General features: G+C 33.0%; 21 protein-coding genes and 1 pseudogene. 7 read left to right on the forward strand and 15 right to left on the reverse strand.

Going from position 1 to position 22,592, the window contains the following annotated elements; all coding sequences use genetic code 11:
• Positions 1-145: 145 nt before the first annotated feature.
• Together SLH48_RS14210 and SLH48_RS14215 are read left to right on the forward strand one after the other, a co-directional pair.
• Positions 146-1,105 carry an RNA polymerase sigma factor gene (locus SLH48_RS14210; RefSeq protein WP_320258716.1) on the forward strand — a complete coding sequence of 320 codons (960 nt, stop codon included), beginning with the start codon at positions 146-148 and terminating at the stop codon, positions 1,103-1,105.
• 394 nt (positions 1,106-1,499) lie between these two features.
• A complete protein-coding gene (locus tag SLH48_RS14215; RefSeq protein WP_320258717.1) occupies positions 1,500-1,874 on the forward strand; it encodes a VOC family protein in 375 nt (124 codons plus the stop codon).
• A gap of 590 nt (positions 1,875-2,464) precedes the next feature.
• On the opposite strand, the gene SLH48_RS14220 is transcribed toward SLH48_RS14215, so the two are convergent.
• The 10 genes from SLH48_RS14220 to SLH48_RS14265 form a co-directional block, all read right to left on the reverse strand.
• Entirely contained in the window at positions 2,465-2,950 is a 486-nt protein-coding gene (locus tag SLH48_RS14220) for a histidine phosphatase family protein (protein ID WP_320258718.1), read from the reverse strand.
• Between the two features lie 437 nt (positions 2,951-3,387).
• Positions 3,388-4,371 (reverse strand): ketoacyl-ACP synthase III, encoded by a 984-nt coding sequence (locus SLH48_RS14225; RefSeq protein WP_320258719.1) that lies wholly within the window; start codon positions 4,369-4,371, stop codon positions 3,388-3,390.
• 362 nt (positions 4,372-4,733) lie between these two features.
• On the reverse strand, positions 4,734-5,201 hold the full coding sequence (locus tag SLH48_RS14230) for a GNAT family N-acetyltransferase (RefSeq protein ID WP_320258720.1): 468 nt from the start codon (positions 5,199-5,201) through the stop codon (positions 4,734-4,736).
• A 410-nt stretch (positions 5,202-5,611) separates the two neighbouring features.
• Positions 5,612-5,917, reverse strand: coding sequence for a hypothetical protein (locus tag SLH48_RS14235; RefSeq protein ID WP_320258721.1), 306 nt, complete (start codon positions 5,915-5,917; stop codon positions 5,612-5,614).
• Positions 5,918-5,934: 17 nt separating this feature from the next.
• Positions 5,935-6,543: a zinc dependent phospholipase C family protein gene (locus SLH48_RS14240; protein ID WP_214481392.1), complete on the reverse strand. Its 609-nt coding sequence runs from the start codon at positions 6,541-6,543 to the stop codon at positions 5,935-5,937.
• Between the two features lie 202 nt (positions 6,544-6,745).
• Positions 6,746-7,816: a serine hydrolase domain-containing protein gene (locus SLH48_RS14245; RefSeq protein ID WP_320258722.1), complete on the reverse strand. Its 1,071-nt coding sequence runs from the start codon at positions 7,814-7,816 to the stop codon at positions 6,746-6,748.
• 177 nt (positions 7,817-7,993) lie between these two features.
• Positions 7,994-8,545 carry an isochorismatase family cysteine hydrolase gene (locus SLH48_RS14250; RefSeq protein ID WP_320258723.1) on the reverse strand — a complete coding sequence of 184 codons (552 nt, stop codon included), beginning with the start codon at positions 8,543-8,545 and terminating at the stop codon, positions 7,994-7,996.
• Between the two features lie 217 nt (positions 8,546-8,762).
• Positions 8,763-9,206: a MarR family transcriptional regulator gene (locus tag SLH48_RS14255; protein ID WP_320258724.1), complete on the reverse strand. Its 444-nt coding sequence runs from the start codon at positions 9,204-9,206 to the stop codon at positions 8,763-8,765.
• A gap of 224 nt (positions 9,207-9,430) precedes the next feature.
• On the reverse strand, positions 9,431-9,982 hold the full coding sequence (locus tag SLH48_RS14260; RefSeq protein WP_413785425.1) for a flavodoxin family protein: 552 nt from the start codon (positions 9,980-9,982) through the stop codon (positions 9,431-9,433).
• 447 nt (positions 9,983-10,429) lie between these two features.
• Positions 10,430-11,422, reverse strand: coding sequence for an iron-siderophore ABC transporter substrate-binding protein (locus tag SLH48_RS14265; protein ID WP_320258725.1), 993 nt, complete (start codon positions 11,420-11,422; stop codon positions 10,430-10,432).
• A gap of 164 nt (positions 11,423-11,586) precedes the next feature.
• Between SLH48_RS14265 and SLH48_RS14270 the strand changes: the two genes are divergently transcribed.
• Genes SLH48_RS14270 through SLH48_RS14285 form a run of 4 tightly spaced genes read left to right on the forward strand, consistent with a single transcriptional unit; the run spans position 11,587 to position 15,230 of the window.
• A complete protein-coding gene (locus tag SLH48_RS14270) occupies positions 11,587-12,588 on the forward strand; it encodes an iron ABC transporter permease (RefSeq protein WP_320258726.1) in 1,002 nt (333 codons plus the stop codon).
• The gene (locus tag SLH48_RS14275; protein ID WP_320258727.1) at positions 12,585-13,643 is read left to right on the forward strand and encodes an iron ABC transporter permease; all 1,059 of its coding nucleotides are present in this window, start codon (positions 12,585-12,587) and stop codon (positions 13,641-13,643) included. The genes SLH48_RS14270 and SLH48_RS14275 overlap by 4 nt, the downstream gene beginning before the upstream one ends.
• A gap of 14 nt (positions 13,644-13,657) precedes the next feature.
• Positions 13,658-14,488, forward strand: a complete 831-nt coding sequence (locus SLH48_RS14280) for an ABC transporter ATP-binding protein (RefSeq protein WP_413785426.1) — start codon at positions 13,658-13,660, stop codon at positions 14,486-14,488.
• Complete coding sequence (locus SLH48_RS14285) at positions 14,469-15,230, forward strand: IucA/IucC family C-terminal-domain containing protein (RefSeq protein ID WP_320258729.1); 762 nt, start codon at positions 14,469-14,471, stop codon at positions 15,228-15,230. Before SLH48_RS14280 ends, SLH48_RS14285 begins: the two co-directional genes overlap by 20 nt.
• A 366-nt stretch (positions 15,231-15,596) precedes the next feature.
• Here the strand turns inward: SLH48_RS14285 and SLH48_RS14290 are convergent, their stop codons facing one another.
• From SLH48_RS14290 to SLH48_RS14305, 4 genes and pseudogenes are all read right to left on the reverse strand, one after another.
• Entirely contained in the window at positions 15,597-16,013 is a 417-nt protein-coding gene (locus SLH48_RS14290; RefSeq protein WP_320258730.1) for a VOC family protein, read from the reverse strand.
• 40 nt (positions 16,014-16,053) lie between these two features.
• A complete protein-coding gene (locus SLH48_RS14295; RefSeq protein WP_214481402.1) occupies positions 16,054-16,416 on the reverse strand; it encodes a VOC family protein in 363 nt (120 codons plus the stop codon).
• A 59-nt stretch (positions 16,417-16,475) separates the two neighbouring features.
• Positions 16,476-17,123 carry an RNA polymerase sigma factor gene (locus SLH48_RS14300; RefSeq protein WP_250886558.1) on the reverse strand — a complete coding sequence of 216 codons (648 nt, stop codon included), beginning with the start codon at positions 17,121-17,123 and terminating at the stop codon, positions 16,476-16,478.
• Positions 17,124-18,030: 907 nt separating this feature from the next.
• Positions 18,031-18,566, reverse strand: a pseudogene (locus tag SLH48_RS14305) (RNA-guided endonuclease TnpB family protein); the annotation flags it as partial.
• Positions 18,567-18,869: 303 nt separating this feature from the next.
• Between SLH48_RS14305 and SLH48_RS14310 the strand changes: the two are divergent.
• The gene (locus tag SLH48_RS14310) at positions 18,870-20,135 is read left to right on the forward strand and encodes a DUF5068 domain-containing protein (RefSeq protein WP_320258731.1); all 1,266 of its coding nucleotides are present in this window, start codon (positions 18,870-18,872) and stop codon (positions 20,133-20,135) included.
• Positions 20,136-20,875: 740 nt separating this feature from the next.
• On the opposite strand, the gene SLH48_RS14315 is transcribed toward SLH48_RS14310, so the two are convergent.
• Positions 20,876-22,219, reverse strand: coding sequence for an erythromycin esterase family protein (locus SLH48_RS14315; protein WP_320258732.1), 1,344 nt, complete (start codon positions 22,217-22,219; stop codon positions 20,876-20,878).
• Positions 22,220-22,592 lie beyond the last annotated feature (373 nt).

Raw genomic sequence — 22,592 nt, forward strand, 5'->3', positions numbered from 1 at the left:
ATAAGCTGCTATGATGCCCCGAATGTGATTTGTATACTCGTTCATATCCTTAATATGAAAAGCAACATTCATAGCGACCTAATTTACACAAAAAACTATAACGTGCTGATGAAACATTGTTTATCAAAGTGACAAGGAGATGGAAATGTCTACTACCAATTTGAACGAGCTTGGCCATTCTTTACGATCAATTGATCAAGCTTTCAAAAACCAAATTGAACCATACCGTCAAGATTTGTGGAGATTTTGTATGCATTTAACTAAATCCCCATGGGATGCTGAAGATTTAGTCCAAGACACTTTGCTTAAATCACTATCCGTATTAGCGAAAGTATATCAACCAGTAAATACAAAATCGTATTTATTTAAAATTGCTTCAAACTTATGGATTGATCAAATGAGAAAAACTAAAAAGCATACCGACATCATACAAGCAACTGTTAGCCAAGACAAACTAGACAATTATCAATTCGAGCTTATTGAGCATTTAGAAATTGTAATCACTTTGTTAACACCTTCCCAATATGTGACGCTAATTCTTGGAGATGTTTTCTTATTTAAAGGGAAAGAAATTGCAGAAATTATTGGCTCGAGCCAATCAGCCGTACATACTAATATACATAGAGCAAGAAACATCATGAAAGAAAAACACCTTGACCTTCAAGAAGTTATCCTAAAGGACTACAAAACAGATGTTCAAACAAGCAAGACTATGAACTTATTGCTTGAAGGATTCAGAAAAAAAGATGCAAAGCTAATCGCTTCATTACTTGATGAAAATATCGTTACAGATATAGTTCATTCAGGTTTTGAAATGGGAGCAAACGAGACACGTAACAATTCCTTAAATGATTGGTATAACATCGTACGAGATCAGCAAGATATCGTTGTAAATTATATAGAATTGTGGGGTCAACGTGTATTAGTTGAAATGGAGAAAAAACAAGATAATCAACTATACTTAAATAATATCCATTATTTTGAAATCATAGACAACAAAATAACTTACTGGAAATTTTATTGTTTTTCGTGGGATATCATGAAAAGAGCAGCTGAAGCGTTAGAGGTGCAATTAAATGCTAGATACTATTATCATATTTTCTAAAATTGTTTTTCTGAAAATTATTACTCTTAGGCTTAAATTAGAACAGCCCTAGTGATTTTGTGTTTGTCATATTGTTAAGAAGAAAAAGATGCCACAACCTCTAGTTGTTTGTTACATATTATTTGCTTTGCACGAATACAACAATCAAGTCTATTTGTTGAAAATTTAGGCTCTTTGCATAAGCCTTGTTGTTTTTCACTTCATTTGTGTAATTAATGCGTTTTATATGGTTTTTATGGGCTTTAGCGAAGAAAAAATGTCACGAATGCTAAAGCAACAATCAATGCGATAACAGCAAAAATTTATTATCGTTGTAAGAATTCACTGTTTAACTTCGTCTTATATAATAAGATTCTGTTATTTGGAATCTAAAATATGGAAGGAGAGTGGAATTTTGCAAAGTCCTATTAAAAATCAGTTGAACATAACATTTGTCCCTGTAAGTAACATGAAAGAGTCTGTGAAATGGTATAGTCATTTACTAGGACAAAATTATGATGAAAGGAAGGTTAACAAACCAGTTTTTAACATGAACGTTAATGGTTATACAAATTTGTTATTGGATGCAGGAACTAAAGGGCATACACAACACGTATGCCCTTCTCCTCATCCTTTATTTAGCTTTTTCACCGAAGATATAGCAGCTTCTTACGAATATGTTCAAAAACTTGGCTACACTATTCATTCACCGATACAAGAATTTGATGACATAGCGTTTTTCGTTATTAAAGACCTAGATGGAAACCTGGTGATGATTTGTGCTGACTAACAATCAGTGAACTACTTGGCACTTATCAAACGTTTGAAGTGGAGCTTCAGTTCAAAGATGAAAGTAGCCCTTCGTCTCCTTGAACGTTTCTTCCCGCGTACGTTTATAGATGTCCATCGAATGGAAATCTATTTGTGCCTTTATTATTATTTAATGAGTGGTAGGAAAGTGGTTTTATCATAGCAAAATCACTCAAACCTATATCATCTTTTGCCATAGTATGAGTTGGAAATTATAGCCTAATTTTGCTAACGTCATCAGAAATTCATCTCCACCTACCATTGGGTTTACACACTTTACACGTTTAATAAAGGAGACTTATTAAGAACAACGTTAAATGCTATTTAGAAAAAGGTTAGTTAGCCACCTCATGAGTGCTAACTTCTTTTCTTTAAACTAGCGATTAATGCTACAGCTGCAGTCACTCCAGCTGCAGCTGTTATGACAAGAACCATTAATATTAGTAGTTTAAACATGATACATGTACCCCCCCTATCAATTAATCGTTTTCTACTATTGTCGATTTTGAACCACATTTAAATGATTGTTCGTTCACATCATACAACATAGCAGACAAACTTCTGAGACTGTTACAGATTTAAGGTATATGTAGTACAATCCCAGTGTTTAGAGCTTGGTCTCCTGTTTCCCTTCCACCCATTGTTCTGTAGCTCTTTAGCAATAAGCATATTAATAAAGCCGTGACCAACCAATACTATCGATATATACTGTTGAGCATACTCCACTAATAGTGTAGATGCTTCTCGAGCTCTATTTTTGGCTATACGGTAAGACTCACAATCCGCAGTGACATAACCGCTAAACCACAAGCATCTGAATATCAATGCCCAAGTACTTGGTCTTGATTCCATCCCCCATAACGCTGCTTTTGGAGTCGGTTGTAATGCTGTTTCTCGGAATATAGGAATTGAAATTGTTTTTACGTTGTGATTTAATAATTTTACTGACTCAGTAGCGCGTTCTAGGTCACTTGAAATGACCAATTTTGCTGTAGAAATTTTCCTAACGGTTTCTGTAGGGTAAGACTTTTCTTCGAAGACACCTATATTTTTCAACTCAAGCTTTAAACTGCGTACATGTTATTACATTATTATCTGTATGTTTTAATTTGCCATGTCTAATCAATGAAATTTCCATCATCATTCCCCAGTTATCAAAATGATTTGCTAGTTTGTTGAAAAACTATAAGAGTTTCACCTTTCTTTTCATTTTCCAAAAGTGTATAGTAGCTGTTTCACAAACTAATTTTCCATTAACAGTTGCGAACCCTTATACTATCCCAATAGGTCCTATTCAGTGTGTAATCTCAACCTCAAGATGGAGTATCTCCTAGTATAAATCGATTTTCAAAACTCCCTCCTATTCTTCTAGTTTAAGAACTATAGCAACAAGGTTATGAAAATAACCTTATTTTTTGATTATCTAAAATCATGTAAAATCCGTCACAATAAATTTCATTCGTTTTGAGAAAGCGTCCAGCAATATACGATATTCACTTAACATTCCACGATAATATAAGACCCAAATGTGTAAGTCCTCCACCAAATCCATAGAGTAATAAAGTATCTCCATATTGGACCTTCTTTTCTTGAATTCCTAAATGTAGCGCCAATGGAATAGATGCGGAAGACGTATTTCCATAATACTTCATACTAGTCAAAGTTTTTTCTACCGGAAATCCTGATTTTTCACATATTGATTCTATCATTCTTAGGTTTGCACTATGTGGGATAAACCAATTAATTTTTTCCATTTGTAAATTAGTATTAAGCAATAATTGCTGAATCCCTGTTGGTACCGTACGGGTTGCCCACTTGTATACTTCTCTTCCATTTTGCACCATCATACCTGATTTATTCAAAGGTTTGTTATTCATCTGAGTAGCAAAAGTTGATCTATATACATGTATCCCACCATCTCCATTTGTCCCCATATGGCTACCTATAAAACTAGGATTGTCTAGATCATATTCAACCAGCATAGCACCTGCACCATCTCCAAATAATATACAGGTTGTTCTATCGTTATAGTCGGTCACTTTAGATAAAGTCTCTGTTCCAACTACTAAAATCTTTTTATGCTGTTCAGAAGAAATTAAACTATTGGCTAAATGTAAGCCATACGTAAAGCCTGCACATGTTGCATTCAAATCAAATGCTCCTGTACTGTTAATATTGAAGTGACTTTGAATTTGACAAGCTACACTTGGAAATGCGTAGTCAGGTGTGGTTGTTGCTACGATAATACAGTCTACATCCTCTATGTCTTTGTTGTAGCTTTCGATTAGATGCTCGATTGCTTTAATGGCTAAATGAGATGCATACATATCTTCCTCTGTTATGCGCCTTTCCTTTATACCCGTTCGTTTAACAATCCATTCATCATTCGTATCTACCATCTTCTCTAAATCTTCATTCAATAATCTTCTTTCTGGAACATAAGTACCTATTGCTGTTATGCGTGCTTTAGATGTCATTATTTTTAGTCACCTCATTTTTTTCTTTAATTATAACACCAGATATTAGTACCTGATATAAAATTATATAAAAAAAAATGAATAGCTAGGAGATCCCACTTTCGCTTACCCTCCTCAAAAAATGAAAAAACATAATTAAAGCTTAATCTCAGAGAGTATTAAAGGCGTACAGCAGCAACATCATGGTTCTAAAATTAATTACTCCCCCTTCTAGTCTACCTATGTTTTACAATCAGTCCTTACAATTGATTCGAAATTAATGACAACAAAAAACAACACCTGTTATGATATGTTGATCGAATAACAAGTGTTGTTTTTCTACCTGACCATGAAGTTAAAAATCGTTAAATTCCTAAAGTGCTTCAATTTTTATAAAACAATCTATATTGTATTAGTTGCCCATTAGTCCCTAAATATTCTTCATTACCTACTCTACTAATTTCTTTAAATCCCAATTTACCAAGTATTTTTTTGGAACGAACATTTGCTTCATGGGTTTCAGCGTTAAAAACTGTAATTCCTAACTCCTCGAACCCATATTGCATCATACATTCAGCAGAATAAAAACCAATTCCTTTACCCCACAATGCGCTCTCACCAATTGCAACGCCAAGTTCGGCAGTATTATTGTTAATACTAGCTAAGTCTGCGTATCCAATTAACCGATCATGTAACGTTATGCCCAAACGAACAAGCTCTTCAGACTTATTATTTACACAATTAAGCCACCACTGATATAGTTCCTTAGAGTTTTGATTGTACTCCCAACCGTTTGCTAAACAAAAAGATTCATCCTTACTCCAATATAAGACACTGTTATAATCAGTCATTGTTTAAGGCCTGACGTTAATACAATGTAAAATCCTACTATTACTATTCACTACTTCCTCCCAAAAATGATATCCTAAGTAAAAAATTAATATATTTCAATTTCTCTAATGTTGTCTTTTGAACTTACTGTGAATACAAATGAACAGTTGTTATCCATTTTATACTATCCATTTCTAGATTTTTTCTTCTCTACTTATAATCATAGCTTCTTTTATATTTCTCTCATTTTCTTCTGTGCACGAAAAAATCTTTCTACTATATACAATTCTGTTAATATGCTTACTACATTATAAACACGTATACATCTAGAAAATTTGGCATCCTATTGTACGTAATAATAATAGGGCTGGGGTAGCGACACTTATAGTCTTTCGTTAGTAATAAAAACAACAAGGTTTATGAGAATAGTCTAGTTAAACAAGTCTAACCACCATGGATAATCAAATTGTCCTTCTGAAATTTGAAAAAAATACCCGAATATACCTAAATGAGTGATTCCTGATTCATAACCTAGCATTTGTGTATACGTTGAAAATATAACGAAATCGATCCTTTCAATTTCGACTGGTATATTCTTTGGTGGAGGTGGCATCCTACCATATTTTTCTTCTGAAAATGCTGTAAAATCCTCTGCTGTTGGGTTCATTATAGTCAAAGCTATTAACATAACAACAATGACACATACAAAAAGAACTATTTTCTTCTTTTTTCTCACTTTCCCCTCACTTATCTTCATTGTATTAATGATTTGATTTTCTGAATTCCTAAGTCAATGGATGTTTCAACATAACCAACAACTTGGTCAAACATGAACACTTGTAACGGCTCATTAAGATCACTTTGTTTAGTATTCATATCCTCCAATATGTATGGTATAAATTCTTTTACGTCATTTTCTGTTATTTCATCTAGCTGAACAATCTCACTCTGCTTTAATAATAATTCATGTAATTCATTAGTACAGCCATAGTATGTTAATAACTTACTATTTAACAAGCTAAAATCGTTATGGTATAGTTGAAAAATCTTATGATCATTTTCCATACGATTTTTTAACCATGGTAAGTAAAATCCTTTTAACCATATATGATCAGCAATTAGGTGCGTGTAGTAACCTAATATATAATGAGACTTTTTGTAAGAACTATATTTTTGTAAAAATGCTTCATAATCAATACTCCTTGAGAAATCATTTACATCTCCCTTATAAAAATGTGATTTATCTTTAGGTGAAACTGCATCAGGTGCAATCCCACCTAAAAGAAAGGTAGTTTTATCTTTAATTGAGAATTGATCAGCAATACGATTTGCAATTAATAGATGCATGATTCTTGAACCCATAGCTTTTTCTTCCTTTCAAACCTACTTCTTAGATCTCTTGGCATGAACCTTGTTGCTATTTTCACATCATCTTTACAGTTTAACAGGGGATTGTTACGTCAATACCTTTAAGAAAAATAGATACTACATGTACCAGTTGTATACTTGTTTATACTTTAGTATGAAGAACAACAATCTATGTGAAAACAGCTTTAATATGTTATTATGCTAGATGCTCTAAGTAGATTGATTCGGCAATATCCTCATTTACTAAGCCAGTTAGTTTTAATAATATTTTGATTATTCTTGTCGTTGTTAGTTGAATTGTAGAAAATACAACGATTCCTATTTGTTCTTCCTTAAGAAAACCACAGTACGTATGAAATCCTATCGTCGTTCCACCATGATGAATAATGGGAAAAGAGCTCCATTTTTTTTGCTCAATAAACCATCCTAAACCCATTTGCATGGTTTTCTTTGAAGAATTTCCATGTATTTCATGTGTTAACTCAATTGCCTCTTTAAGCGAGCTTTCTTTCATCCCCATTTGGTGTTGTAAATATATTAACATATCATTTAAAGTGCTTTTAAATGCACCAGCACCTTGTATTGAAGGTAATTCGATAGGAGGTATCATTACACCTTTTTTGTTATAAGTTTGTACATAGCGTTTCATTTGTTCTTCATTGCCTGTAATAAACGTGTCTTTCATGTTTAAAGGATGTAAGATGTGCGTTTTAATTGCTTCCTCATAAGTCATTCCAACAATTTCAGCTAATACATTCCCTAATAATCCAATCCCAATATTGGAATAACCCCATTTGGCTCCAATCTCTTTTTTTAAATCAAAATCAATGAAGAATTGATGTAAATCTTCATGTGTGTAATGCTTGTAAAAATTATCTTTATCTTGTTTATTGTCTTTTATCCTTTTACGTAGCTTTTTCATATCTTCTCTTGGTAGACGTGAGCTATGCGTTGAGAGATGCCGAAAGGTAATATCTTTACCATCATAACTGAGTGCATTTTTGTACGCGGGCTTATATGATGAAATTGGTTCATCTAATGAAATTTTTGATTCTTGGACTAGTTTTGCTAACAATAAACTAGTAAATGTCTTTGTTGTTGAGCCAATTTCAAATATACAATCACCAATTTCTCCTTCATTCAAGTCGTGATTAAACTGCCCGTCTGTAAATTTTCCTTCTGGTGTTACAACACCAACCGCTAAACTTGCATTCTTAGCACTATCTAGTTCTTTTTTTATCAACTTATGAGTCATTGTATTAAGCATTGTCCTTCCTCCTCAACATCATTATTGGCTGTTTCCGTATTGATTTCGGATTTTTTTAATAAAACTAGCGTGTCAAAAATCAAACAACATCACAGTCAAAATTTTTAAGGGCTGCCTTGTAAGGAATACAGAAAACATAACCTACCCATCTTGATTTATTTTTTCTTCTATAACCTGTTAATTAACTGCCTTCTCGAATAACTGAGAAGATTCGATAATGCCAACCCCTTTGGAATTCAAATACTTTAGGGACTTCTCTCTCCTTGAATCATTCGCACTTGCTACTGCATCTCTTATTACTGTTACAATGAAATTCTTACGGATGGAGTCGAGGGCAGTCGCAGTTACGCAAGCTTCTGCAAATAAACCAACTATAACTATATGATTAATTCTGTTAGCAGTTAGATATGAAACAAGATTTAAATTACTTAACGCATTCGATTTGTTTTTCGAAAAATAAACATCATTCACCCTTAGTAATCTCTCATCTAACTCAGCACCTTCACTTCCTTTTAGTGCTGATTTTTTTGTTAATAAATTTACAATAAATTGATTAGATTCATATTCATTACCAATATACACAACAGGTATATCTCTACTATCAGCTTTCGCTACAATATTATTAACATTTGTCAACATCGGTTCAATATGATGCATTGCTACTGGCATTCGAGCTTTTTCACTAATAAAACCTTTTTGAATGTCGAGTACAAGTATAGCTACGTTCATTTACTAATCCCCCACTTGTTATTATTCCAAGCATTCAGTGACCCTTCGATGTCATTCTTCATTCTTATAATATTTAATATTAGTTCTATGAACTGGTGTTTATCTTAATTCGAAACTTCTATGAGCCAATTAAGTAACTCTTGTGCATTATATCTAACTGTCTGAAAATACTTTAGGTTTGCATGAACAAGCTTAGTTAAATATATTGAATCAATGCTTATATATTTTGTTTCTCAGACATGACGATGCCATGCAGTTTTTTCACAATTGCATAAAATTGTTCGGCTTCACTCTCATCTAACTTAGAAAAATACTTATCTATAATTTTATTATCAATTTCTTTAGAAGCTTGATATAGCTCCAACCCTTTAGTATCCAGGTTAATATGAACTTCTCGTCGATTGTCAACATTTATTTCTCGCTTAATATACTTATCTTTTTCTAGCTTACTAAGCAGTTGACTTACTCCACTAGTAGATATGTTCATCTTCTTGGCTAAATCTTTTACGGTTATATTATTAAATGCTTGAACAATGTTTATTAGTACAGACTGTTTTGGGGTTAAATCAAACTGAAGCAGCGATTCAATCTCATGTATAAGAGAATTATTAATTTGTTCTAACATCATAAAGGCATCTTTAAAATATGTGTTATTGCCCATTATATTCACCACCTAAATTATTTATAACTTTAATTGTTTATATATATAAAATATTTAATTTAATTATATGTTAGATGTTATTATTTGTAAAGTTAAAAATTGGTAATAAACAAAAAAAAGAACTGTCAAAAAATCGACAATTCTACAATAATAAAATATTCAGATTTAAATATTTAAAATCTGTTAATAGCACGGCTTTCTTTTATAATCAGTAAACTACTCAGTTAAATTACTTCGAACTGTGTTTTTATCTTATCGTTAAGATATGCTGCTTTCGCAAGTGCTTCTTCATCCATCTTAACGTCCATCGGTTCGTTTCCTTGACCTAAAAGATAATCAACAAATTCCATATTGACAAAGTCAAAAATATAATGAAATTGTTGAATTAATGGTAGGGCTACAATTTTCTTATTCCCTCCAGTAACGACAACATATGCCTTCTTTTTACTCATTTCTTCTTTAAAGTTGAACCTTTCATCACGAAGGTATTGTGACCAACGGTCAATAAAGGTTTTCATATGTCCTGACATACCGTACCAATATAACGGTGTTGTAAAAACAATTACATCATGGCTTAATAACGACTGAATGATATCCTCATAATCATCCTCAACTAGATGAAATCCTTCTTCAGTATGACGTTTGTCTACAATATCCTTAATATGATAATCATGTAAAAATAATTTTTTATAAGCTACATCTTGTAGCATCTGGTCAGTAAGATATTCTGAATTCCCGTTCTTTCTAGAACTCCCCAGTATATTTAATATCTTCATCATAACACTCCCATTCTTATTAAACACTTGGATCAAGTTTTAAATGCTATTCTTATTATATAGAAGATAAGATTGTCCTATAAAAAAAATAAGATAGTTGAACATCGATGTATATTCCATAATTATACATCACCATATGGATCCTGCAAGGAAAAAGGTTTATAGTTCCGTAAACTCTGTGAGTAGAAATAGAGCCCTTGTTGAAAATTTAGTTGCCATTTACCTTGGTATGAAGAAAAACTCGCAAAAAAATCAATAATTCATGAACAAACAGTTTTATTACACTAGTACAGAACGACTAGATAAGATTATTAAGTTCATTTCATCGTAAATAGTAAGGTGGACAACAATATATGTACAAACTACGATTACAAACTATAACTCCCTATGTTAAAAATAATAAAAGCTCGGAATCTATGATTCCGAGTTTTTATTATTAAGATTGTACTATTCATTTTCTTCTAAGAAATATTTTTCAATATCAGCTAAAAATAAGTTAGCTGCTTTGACACCGCCTGCTGTGTTCCAAATTGCATCATTTACTCTATAGATATTATTGTTTTGTACAACATTTAAATTATTAAATAGTGGATCATTAATCCACTCTTCTTCTAATTTCTTTGCTTCCCCTTCTTTATCAGCAGGATCATATGTGAAATAAAATAGAATGTCACCATCCATTGCTGGGATACGCTCTTTCGTCACATTTTTTTCTGCAAAATCAGCTATATCCTGACTTTCCGGTCGAGCAAATCCTAATTGTTCAAGAATTACTCCTGAAAAAGTATCTTTATGATAAATTCGAACATCTCCAGGCATGAATCGAACGATAGACACCTCTTGGTTTAATTTATCACCTAGTTGATTTTGTAAATTTTCAATACGATTATTAAATTCAGAAATGACGTCTTTACCTTGCTCCTCTTTATTAACCGCTTTTGCATATAACTCAAAGTTATCTTTCCAATCTCCTCGCAATGTTTCTGCAAATACTGTAGGAGCAATTGCAGATAGTTGTTCATAAATCTTCTCATGTCGCATTTTATTACCAATGATCAGATCTGGTTGTAGTGATAAGATTGTTTCTAAACTCGGTTCCATTTCTTTTCCCACACTCTTTACACCATTCATTTCTTCTTGTATATGATCATACCAAGGGTCACCTGTCCACGATTGAACGGCTCCAACCGGTGTAATACCAAGTGATAATAAAGCTTCTGTCCCTTCATTCGTTAAAATAACAATTTTTTCTGGCGTTCCTTCTACTTCTGTTGTACCCATTGCATGTTCTACTTGATAAGAACTACTTTCAGTTGTAGTTACCTTCTCTCCACTAGACGTTTCACCTTCTGTATTTGAGCAACCTACAAGTGTTAGAATTGCTATGAGAAATACCCCAGTAAGTAATGAAGATAAACGATTTGATTTGTATGTATTCATGTAATCTCCCCTATTTGATAATGATTTTCATTCCTGTTTAGATGTTAGAGTATATTTTCGGCTTTGTCAATATCTAAATGAAAATGATTATCAAAGTCATTGACATTCTCTTTTTCATCTCCTACACTTAAAGAGAATTCGGTAAATTGAGGGAGAAGTAAGAAATGTTACTAACTAATAATAGAGGAAAATTGTTTGGTTTGATCACTAGTTTATGTATTTTATTGTTGTGTATTGGACTTAGCATTATCCTTGGCTATACTGATACAGGTGTTCAAACAGCTATTGAAGCCTTCCAACAATTTGATGGTTCAAATGAACATATTATTATTCAGCAAGTGCGTCTACCAAGAGCATTAATAGCTGCTGTAATTGGAAGTAGCTTAGCCATTGCAGGAGCCCTCATGCAAGCACTAATGAAAAATCCACTCGCTTCACCGGATATTATAGGTATTAACGCAGGTGCGAGCTTTTTTATCGTTGTTGCACTAATGGTATTTTCAGTTAATTCATTGCAAGCGTATACTTGGATCGCTTTTGCTGGTGCAGCTTTTGCCTCATGTATAGTATATGTTTTTAGCAGCTCTGGAACAGGCTTGACTCCAATGAAATTAACACTTGCAGGTGCTGCAATAGCAGCGTTGTTTTCTTCTCTAACTCAAGGGTTATTAGTGATGGACGAATCTGCCCTTGATCAAGCATTGTTTTGGCTAGCTGGGTCGGTTCAAGGTAGAGATTTGGATATTTTGTTCACAGTATATCCTTACCTCATAGGTGCGACAGTTCTAGCTTTCATTATTTCTCCAAAAATTAATGTCTTAACCATGGGGGAAGATGTAGCAAGGGGGCTCGGACTACGTACAGGAGTAGTTAATTTAACGATGACGTTTTGCTTCGTTTTACTTGCGGGGGGTTCTGTTGCAGTAGCTGGCCCTATCGGATTTATAGGTATTATCATTCCACATATCGTGCGCACATTAGTAGGAAATGATTTCAGATGGATTTTACCCTATTGCGGAGTCTTAGGAGGCATTTTGTTATTGTTAGCGGATATAGGGGCGCGGTACGTCATTATGCCAGAAGAAGTACCGGTTGGTGTGATGACTGCTTTTATCGGAACACCATTTTTTATTTACATTGCTCGAAAAGGAGTACACTCAGCATGAATAAATATTATCCTTTACGGGTTGGAAAGCAGAAAATATCACTGATACTTGATAGACATGCCATTAAGATTACTGCATTATTTCTCATGTTATTATTACTCTTATTCTTAATTAGTAGCGGAATGGGAGAACAGTTTATACAACCTTTGCGTGTAGTGGCTACCTTATTAGGTCAAGGGGATGCTTATGAACAATTAGTCGTTCAGTCATTTCGTATGCCACGAATTTTGATCGCTATCCTTGTCGGTATGAGCCTTGCTGTAGCTGGGGCTATTTTACAAGCTATTGTCCGAAATCCACTCGCTTCACCAGACATTATTGGTATTTCAGGTGGCGCATCAGTTGCCGTTGTTTTCTTTTTAGTTATATTTAGCGATGCAAATAATGCTTTAACAGTTAGTATCAAGTGGCTTCCGTTAAGTGCATTTGCAGGTGCAACTATTGTGACCTTTTTGTTATACATACTAGCATGGAAAAACGGTCTTTCTGCTATTCGTCTCGTATTAATCGGTATTAGTTTGTGGGCGTTTACAAAGGCTTTGACAACCTTACTCATGATTATTGGTCCAATTTATCAAGCTAGCCAAGCCAATGTATGGATAACAGGATCTGTATATGGTTCTAATTGGGAAAACGTATGGATACTGACCCCAATTACAACTTCACTGTTGTTCATAGTCATGATCATGATAAGACAGATTAATATTCAAGAACTAGGTGAAGAAATTGCGATTGGTGTGGGTACTCACATACAAAGGCAACGCATATTATTATTATTATTAAGTGCTGCGTTAATCGGAACTGCAGTGGCATTCGCTGGAGGTATCGGATTTGTAGGGCTAATGGCTCCTCACATTGCAAGAAGACTTGTTGGATCTTCATTTGGTGCATTACTTCCTTTATCAGCATTAATTGGTGCTATTCTTGTCCTATTAGCAGATACAATTGGGCGAACTGTCTTTCTTCCTATTGAAATACCAGCGGGTGTTTTTACAGCAATTATTGGAGCACCATACTTTATTTATCTATTATATAAACAGCGAAACGGTATGTAAAAGGGGTGGGCAAAGTGAAAGCATTAGAAACAAAATCATTGACGGTGTCATATAGTGATTCGATTATTATAGATGAATTAGATGTAACTATCCCAAAAGGAGAAATTACAGTATTTATTGGAAGTAATGGATGCGGGAAATCTACCCTTCTTCGTTCATTAGCTCGGCTTCTGAAGCCCCAAGCGGGAACAATCTTCATTGAACAAGATGCTATCGCTAAATTACCGACTAAAGAAATTGCTAAAAGATTAGCTATTTTACCACAAGGGCCAATAGCTCCTGAAGGACTTACAGTCTTACAACTAGTGAAACAAGGAAGATACCCTTATCAATCTTGGTATCGCCAATGGTCCGAAGAAGATGAAAAACTTGTCTCCCAAGCACTTAAAGCAACAGGTATGGAAGAACTATCTGATCGTTTTGTAGACTCATTGTCGGGCGGACAAAGACAACGGGCTTGGATTGCCATGACGTTAGCTCAAGACACAGATATAATTTTATTAGATGAACCGACGACTTATTTAGACATGACTCATCAAATAGAAATATTAGATCTATTATTTGAACTTAACGATATAGAAGATAGAACGATTATTATGGTTCTCCACGATTTAAATTTAGCTTGCAGGTATGCTCATAACGTGATCGCTATCAAAGATAAAAAAGTGTTTGCTCACGGGAAGCCGGAACAAGTGATTAACTCTAAGCTAGTTAAGGAAGTCTTTCAAATGAATTGTGATGTTACAGCTGATCCCCTTTTTGGAACACCAATGTGCATTCCACACGGGAGAGGCAGGCGTATTTTAAATGAGGTGAAAAAGCATCATGAGCTCGTTTACAGCTGAAGAATTAAAGATCTTACAAGAGGAATACCGATTATCAATAACAACTAAACCTTCATTGTTGTCAGTTTACACAGAAGACTTACTTGATGAACAAATGTTACACAATTATTTAGTTTATATTAAAGAGCAAACTAAGTCTGCTAACATTATGGTAGCTAGCTCTCTTTTTGTGAAAAGATACAGCTTTGCAGTTTTAATTGCATTATATGCGATGAGTGCACTAAGTAAAAAGGTGGACTTTTCGATTAAAAATGTTGCTATTGAATCGGAGGAAGAACGTGATACACTTTGGCAGCCATTTTTCAAGTTGAATAATGTATCAATAGAAGACGCCTCTGATCGTAATCGGATCAAGTGGAGAAATGATATTTTAACACAAATTTTTGCAAATCACATAGACGTTTTATTTTCATTAATAAATAAAAAATGCAAACTATCAATGGCCATAATGTGGGAAAATCTATATATATACATAAAATGGATGTACGAAAAACTGTTATCTGATAGTCAATATAATCACTTACACGAAACGATAACTGATGATTACATTTATTTGTTGCAAGAAGGGCCAAGCTCTTTGTTTGGTTCACATGATCATAACCCATTTTCGAAATTCGCAAAATCAAAACATAACAATCAATCAACTTATAAGCGGACAACCTGTTGTTTTTCATACTTAGTTGGGGATCAAAGAAATTTTTGCAAAATATGTCCAATTGTTCATGACAGAAAGAAAGCTTAATAAACCTTTAATTAAAACAAGTAGGGTTTGTTCCAATACAGACCCCACTCGTTTTAAAGTTCTTTTCGTAATGCTGTCTTCCCATTGAGTATTGCTTTAAGTACTAGAACTAAAATGTCTATACACCAAGTGATCGTGGGTTATTTTCTACTAAGGCTCTTTTCCACATTAATTATAATTAATCGTAAAATAGTACCATGTTACGATAAAAGCCATTTCTTCAGCTCTACATTTCAACACCAAAAAGGTAATCTGCCATTGCTTAAATACAGTGCTATATTTTTTTAAAAATTTATCATCTTAATAGCAGGAAATTTACACGACTAATTATTCAACACACTTTTCCTAGGGTGTCAAATATATCATTTAATCAACTTGATATTTTTCTTTAAACATAGGACTCAGCTCACTCCAAACATCAAACTTATTTCCATTGAGATCATAAAAAACAAAATTGTTACCTGGGTGCCCACGATCTTCTATTTCTCCTACACTGACTCCTTTGGATTTAAGAAGGGTATGAAACTTTGCTAGTTCACTATACCCATTCACCTCAAAAGTCATCGTAAAATGTTCATATCCATTATAATCGAGAAACCCTAGCCTCTCTCCTTGCTTTGCTTTCACAAGAAAAAAACTTTGATTCGCTAAGTCAAGTATTACCTTATCATGATTCGAAAACGTTTCTTTCGCTCCAAGGTTTTGCTGGTACCACTCTGATGCTTTCTGGAGATCTGCTACTGGGACATATGTAGTACCCACTCTTTGTATGAATGTACTCATTGTTTCTCCTCCGTGATTGCTTATAAACTATATAAAACTCCTAAAATGTCACAACACCCAATATATTTCCGTCAAGATCAAACAAATCAAAGAATCTCATTCCATCTCCTCCATGGATTTCACCTACTTTATTCCCTTGATTTGTTAAATAAGTATGGAAACTATCAACATCTTCACAGTAAAAATTAAAGGTTTGATGATGAATTTGTGGCATTGTTTCAACCTTGTATAAGGTTAAGGCAGTTTTCAACTCCCCCTCATCATTAAATCGAAAACCTACATATTGCCCGTCACTGCTTCGGTAAACAACTTTAAAAGGAAAAGTCTCCATATACCATCTTTCTGATCTTTCAATATTTGTTACTGGGACAAAAACACTATCAATTCTTTTAACTGTTTTCATATAAATCGCCTCCTTTATATAAATAACGGCATAAAACATAAAAAAGATACGGAAAAAATTTATATTTTTTCTTTGAAAAAAAAACGATTCCCATCAGGATCATACAACTCAAATGTAAAGAACTGGTCATCTCTATTTACCTTTACGCCTCGAGAAACAAGGATATGATAAGTAGTAACTATACCCTGAAAATCATTTTTCTTTAAGTTGTTTAATAAACGATTGAGGATCGTTGGTATAGGTTCGTTACTCTTTATTTGAACACTTTTCATTTTTGTTAAAGTCGTTCTACCTCGATTTAAAGCAGCTTTAACTGCCCCATCAGTCATTTCTAATAATTCAGCAATATCTTTTGACTTAAATCCGAAGTATTCTGTGAGTAATATAATTGCAGCTTGTTTGAAAGGTAGTAGTGAAATGAGTACTTCTATAGAATCAATTAAACTTATGTCGGTAATTTTTTCAGCCATACTAACCTCTCCATCAACAACCTCCCTCTTTGTTTTTTTGATCGTATCTCGCCATTGATTTGTCGCTGTTTTAAAAAGATACCCTTTTGGATTAGGGTGATCACTGAGCTTAGAGGAGCGTTTAATAATGTTTAACAAGGTATCTTGATATAAATCATCACCATCCCATGGTGTACCTGTTAACATATGACAATACCGCTTCAATTCGGGTAAAAATTCATTAATATAAGGCTGCATTTCCACATCATACACTCCTAAATAACCTATTAACTTCCAATTATAAACTAATTATTTCAAATTGAGTTAGTTTTAACAATCTTTTTTTAAGCTCTAATCGTATACTATGTGGCGTGGTTCCTATACTAGAGGATAAAAATGTTGTTTTGTGCAACAGTGATCGTTTTATAAAGGCTCTTTTCGTAAACTCTGTTGCTATTGGTACCAAATTAGTAACATAAAAAGCGGTTTTATTTATTAGTCATCTTTGTACTGAAGAAAACACCTTACGATACTTAATTTTATAGGTGTTCATTTTCATTTTTTAGTACGATAAATAACAACCCATGTGAAAGCAGCCATAAAAAATACTAATCCAGTTATTCAATACAAAATTATTAAACGCAGATCTAGCCTATTAAGAAAATCTATATATATGACTGTAGGCTGTGTAATTCGTGAGGCAAGAAAGCAAAAGACATCAGATGAGAAATACAAGATTTAACCCGAAATTCTGCATTTGAATAAATAAAAAAGCACTACATATCTCAAATCATAATAAGAGTCATCCTAATGCTGCAGGAGTAAATGGTCGAGAGGTTTTTGTAATAGTTTTTTTATGAAGAAAGTTTAATTAGGCATGGACTCTTTCTTTCTATTTGTACGGTTCAGCGTGGTTATCTAAGAGGTAAAAATTGTTGGTAATTCTGTGAATTCAATTTACCAATACCTTTTTTATGATTTCTGTAATTCACATTACTTGAAACAGATACAATTACAAAGTTTAGATCAGTTTGTTCTATTAATATAATTAATTAAGAGTGCTTCCATACTCAAAGTGGCTTGAGTATGGTCACAGAAAGAAGCGTGTAGTGGTGTTCTCCTATAGTTAATTCGCCGTATCATTTTTTTACAATTCAACCAAAGGTGCATTTGATATTTTTTCTTGAATACGTGCTACTTTCACGCGTTGTTTATGCCAAATTGATCCACCTCTCGTACGCCTTGAAAGAATACGTTGTGCATCAACTAGTTTCTTTTCTAGCGTACGAGAGAATTTAGGGTTACTGTATTCCGTACCATTAGACAAAATGGCAAAGTGTTTTAATCCCCTATCAATCCCAAAGGATGATTTCGTTTTCTTTAAAGGTTGCACATTTCTTCAGCAAAAAGGGAAAGAAAGTATTTTCCACTAGGGTTTCGTCTAATCGTAGCGTTAAGGACATGCCCTTCTACTTCTCTAATTTTCGCAAACTTAACAAGCCCAAGTTTAGGTAACTTAAGTTTGTTCTCAATAATGACTACATTTCCGTTTGTATATTTAGTGGTGAAGGATTGGGCTTTATTTTTCTTCGACTTAAATCGAGGTACATCATTTTGTTTTTAGAAAAATCGAGTGTAAGCGTCAGAAAGGTTTCGAAGTGAAGATTGTAGGGATATATTGTCAACTTCTTTTAACCAAACCAACTAATCAAAGTAATTTATACATTCCTATACAACAATGTTTATTTAAGGATTAAGCTTCTAAAACGGTTAATCTTTTTTATAAACGGTGCGACTTTTTTAAAAACAGTTCAATTTTGTTTTAAACGTAAACGTCAAATAGTCCAGAAAACACGACTGAATTTGTTTTTAGGTTATTTGACGTTTACGTAAATAGCCAAAAATAGTAATTTGTACCTAGTAAATTTATACAAATATACCCGTAACTTGTAAACTATATTTTAGTATAATAATGAAGTATTACATAAGAGAGAGGTAGAGAATATGATCAAAAGAAAATTTTTAACAATGCTTTCTGTTGGAGTGTTATTTTTAGCAGCTTGTGGAGATGATGAAAAAGCATCATCAGAGGAAAAAGAAGAAAAGCCAAAAATGGAGGAAACAAGTACTGAAGAAAAAGCACCAGAAGAAGAAGTAGAAGAAGAAGAAGAAGTAGAAGAAGTAGAAGAAAATACACAGACCACTGGTGAGTTAAATCCAATTATTGCTGAAGAAACAGAAGGTAATGTTGAAGTAATTTACACTAACAAAGAGCCTAATTATACTCATGATTTAGATGGTTTTAAAGTGAGTGTTGATGAATATCAGATCGTAAAAGTTACTGATATGAATACAGATTATAATATTGCTTTCGATGATCAAACAGAAGGATATGTTATTACAACAAACGTAACGGTTAATAATACTACCGATAAACCATTGTATTATACAAATTTTCATAAAATACAATTAAGCAGTAACTTAGACTATATTCAAAATAACGGCAGAAAACTCGTGCCCGAAGATCAACAAATAGCTAAAATTAAACAGAACAAAGATCAAATTAGCTTATTTGAAGCTGGTGAAACTGTTACCGGATTAATGACATTTATCTTAACTAATGAAGAATTTGAAAAATTAAAAACGGTTTCTCCGAAATATATCATTGAAGGTGGAGTTGCTGACAATGATATGTTTAAAAATAGTAACCAGCAGCATTCAGATGCTTTTATTTTCGCTTTTGAAGGCAATGAAACAGGGAATCAAACAACATCAAACTTTTTACAAGATCGCTTAACAACAGATAATATGGCTGATAAGGAAATGATTTTCGAAGAGACAGGAATCAATGATACAAAAAATATTGATAAGGTAAATATTCAAGTAGATACTGTGCAATACACTGTAATTGAGCCTACAGAAGCAAGTAAACCACGTTTTGAAAATTTTGGTGATAATGGAATTGTAGCCTTAACTGTTAAATTAAATATCGACAATCAATCCACTGAACCTTTAAGAATTAGTGGTCTTGGCACTAAACTTAATATTGATGATAATAGAGCAATAGTATTTAGTGAAGGAATGGTGGAACCACGTGAACTAGAAGCAATTTCTCCTGGTGAAAAAGATGAAAAACTTCATGTATTCCTTTTTAGAAAAGACGAATTTGAATTATATAAGAAATTCGATATGGAGGTTGGACCTTTTAAAGGTGAGGATGGAAAAGATTTATTCAAAGGAAAATCAGCAACCTTTTCATTACCAAGATAAATACAGAAGAGGCTGGGACAAAACCCAATATAAAATGAAGAAACCGCACGAAATCAAATTTATAAACCTTGATTTCATGCAGTTTTATTTTTGTGTAATGTATAATAATCAGTTAGTTTTCAACTTATGTCCCAGCCTCTCTTTTAAATTAATTTAGTAAGTAATACAATTAAATTAATTATAATTGCTTAGAGAATATTAAAAACGATAATTTTTTTAAAATGAAGTGGAAAATAATTCAAAAGAGTACCGAAACAAATTAAGTTTCCAGATTTATAGTCCGTATCCTTAATTTACATATTTTATAATATTGGCGATTGGTTGTTAATTTCTAGCTCAAAATAGCACTTGTTATTGCCTTATTCAAATAAAAGATGAGATTTCCTCAATGGAAACTCGTCTTCTTTTTGTCTATAGATAAGCTATTTTTAAAAAATCGCTGTTATTTATGTGTTGTTCATTACCACTAACCTTAAACTAATTTAACTTCTGTAAAATCGGTAGCTATTCCTCAACAATATGACCCTAAAATGTATAATGGCACGTATCTATATTACAGATATGCGCCATATCGTATTATGAGGCTTCAACCAGTTACCTAGTTGTTCCATTTTTCATTGATATTTTTCTTAAGGTAGTCTGGATAGCCTTAGCTACATTCTTGCGCCATTTTGTGGAATAAATCACTAAATAGTCTTTGAATTTTGTAAAATAGATTCTTTCTCTACTACTAGGTTGTTTTAACGGAAATTCGGAGGATTCACTTCCTCAATCTGAATGAGGCCATCATATTGTTCACTAGGTATAAATATTTCTTCAAAACTTCCCCAGAACTTACCTGTTGCTTCAGAATTCCACCAATATCTATTCGTTGAATCATCTTCTAAATCAATATTTATAAATGAGACAGGGTACCCTGGTTCATTAAGATGATACTCAATCGAGTTTGATTTATGATCCGTGCTTACTTCAATAACTCCTTCGTTGTGATATGTATTTTTCCCGCTATACATATAGAGTCCTACGATATATGAATCTTCCTTAATAGTTTCTGGTAAATATTCTACCATGTTCATATACTGTTTTGGATCTATATTAATATTTGATCTATTTTTCATAATATGAGCATTATGTGCCCATACAATGAACTTTTCATCTGGATATATTTCTTCTAATAACCACTCTAGATTAGAAGCCATTATTCTATCTCGAGATTCAAAATCACCTTTACCACTTTGATCCATAACATTTTCTTCAGTATATTTTTCTGTAATAGACCTAATTCTTTGCTCAATAATCTTTATGAAAAATTGTTTTTCATCCTCATTTATAAATTTTGCCCACTCCCCTTGACCTATTTGGTACACTAAATCACTGTATTTTTCAGTTAATAACTCACTTTCTTGTTGCCAATTATCTGGATAATCTGCTCCCCATATTGAGCGGACATACTGATAGTACTCTTGTTCTACAGCTTGTAAGTCTGCTGTAAAATCTGTATTTCTATCCTTAAAATAATCATTTATATATTTATCTATGTACGGTTGTGGTTGCATATCAAATCCTACTATATTAATTGGGTTCTTAGTTGCTTTTTGTTCTTTAATGTATTTAAACAAGTTAATATTATGGTCTGTAAACCATACTCCATGTATAGCATTTTTCATTGCTTTTTCAGGGCTTATATCTAACAGCATTTCATTTGTTGAATTCACCTCTGCTAATCCACTTTCAAATGCCACAACATTGTAATTTAATTCCTCATGTAAAAACTTTATTAACCTGCTTTTAATCAAACTGTATTCTGAAACGCCATGTGAGCTTTCCCCTAGCATAACCACTCTTTTGTCTTTTAATATATCTTTTAAAAATTCTAGATCACTATAGTCCGAACTTTCCAATTCGATAGATTTAATATGATCAGTTTTCTCATATTGAACTGCTTTTAGCTCTACATCATTAGTAACCCTTTGACTGCTTTCTGTGCCCTCAGACACTTGTTGATTTGAACAACCAAATAAAAGCATGACTAGTAGAAGTGAAGAAAAAAATATGTAACCTATATTCTTCTTTGATGATTTCATATAATACATCTCCAATGTTATTTAAATTGTAATATTTATACATTACAACAATATATTACATGATTTTTCAAAATTTTTATATATTTTTTATTTATAGAGCATTTCTCACCATTCTTAATTTTTATTTGTAAAGTATTTTTGAATACCTTGATGTAAAAGATTCCTCTACATTACAGACCATACATTTAATAAATCAAAACAACTTGTTATTCCTTATTCTATGGCCGATTCATAAATACAGGCGCATCTCTTAGAGAAATGCGCCATATCGTATTATAAGGTCATCGAGATTGATATTTTATCTGGTTGGCCTTCTTTTTATAGGCTATTCTTTAGGTAGTCGGGATAGGACGTATGCGCCAGTGGGACTTGA

It is taken from the genome of Cytobacillus sp. IB215316 (assembly GCF_033963865.1).
Taxonomy (GTDB): Bacteria; Bacillota; Bacilli; order Bacillales; family SM2101; genus Nanhaiella; species Nanhaiella sioensis.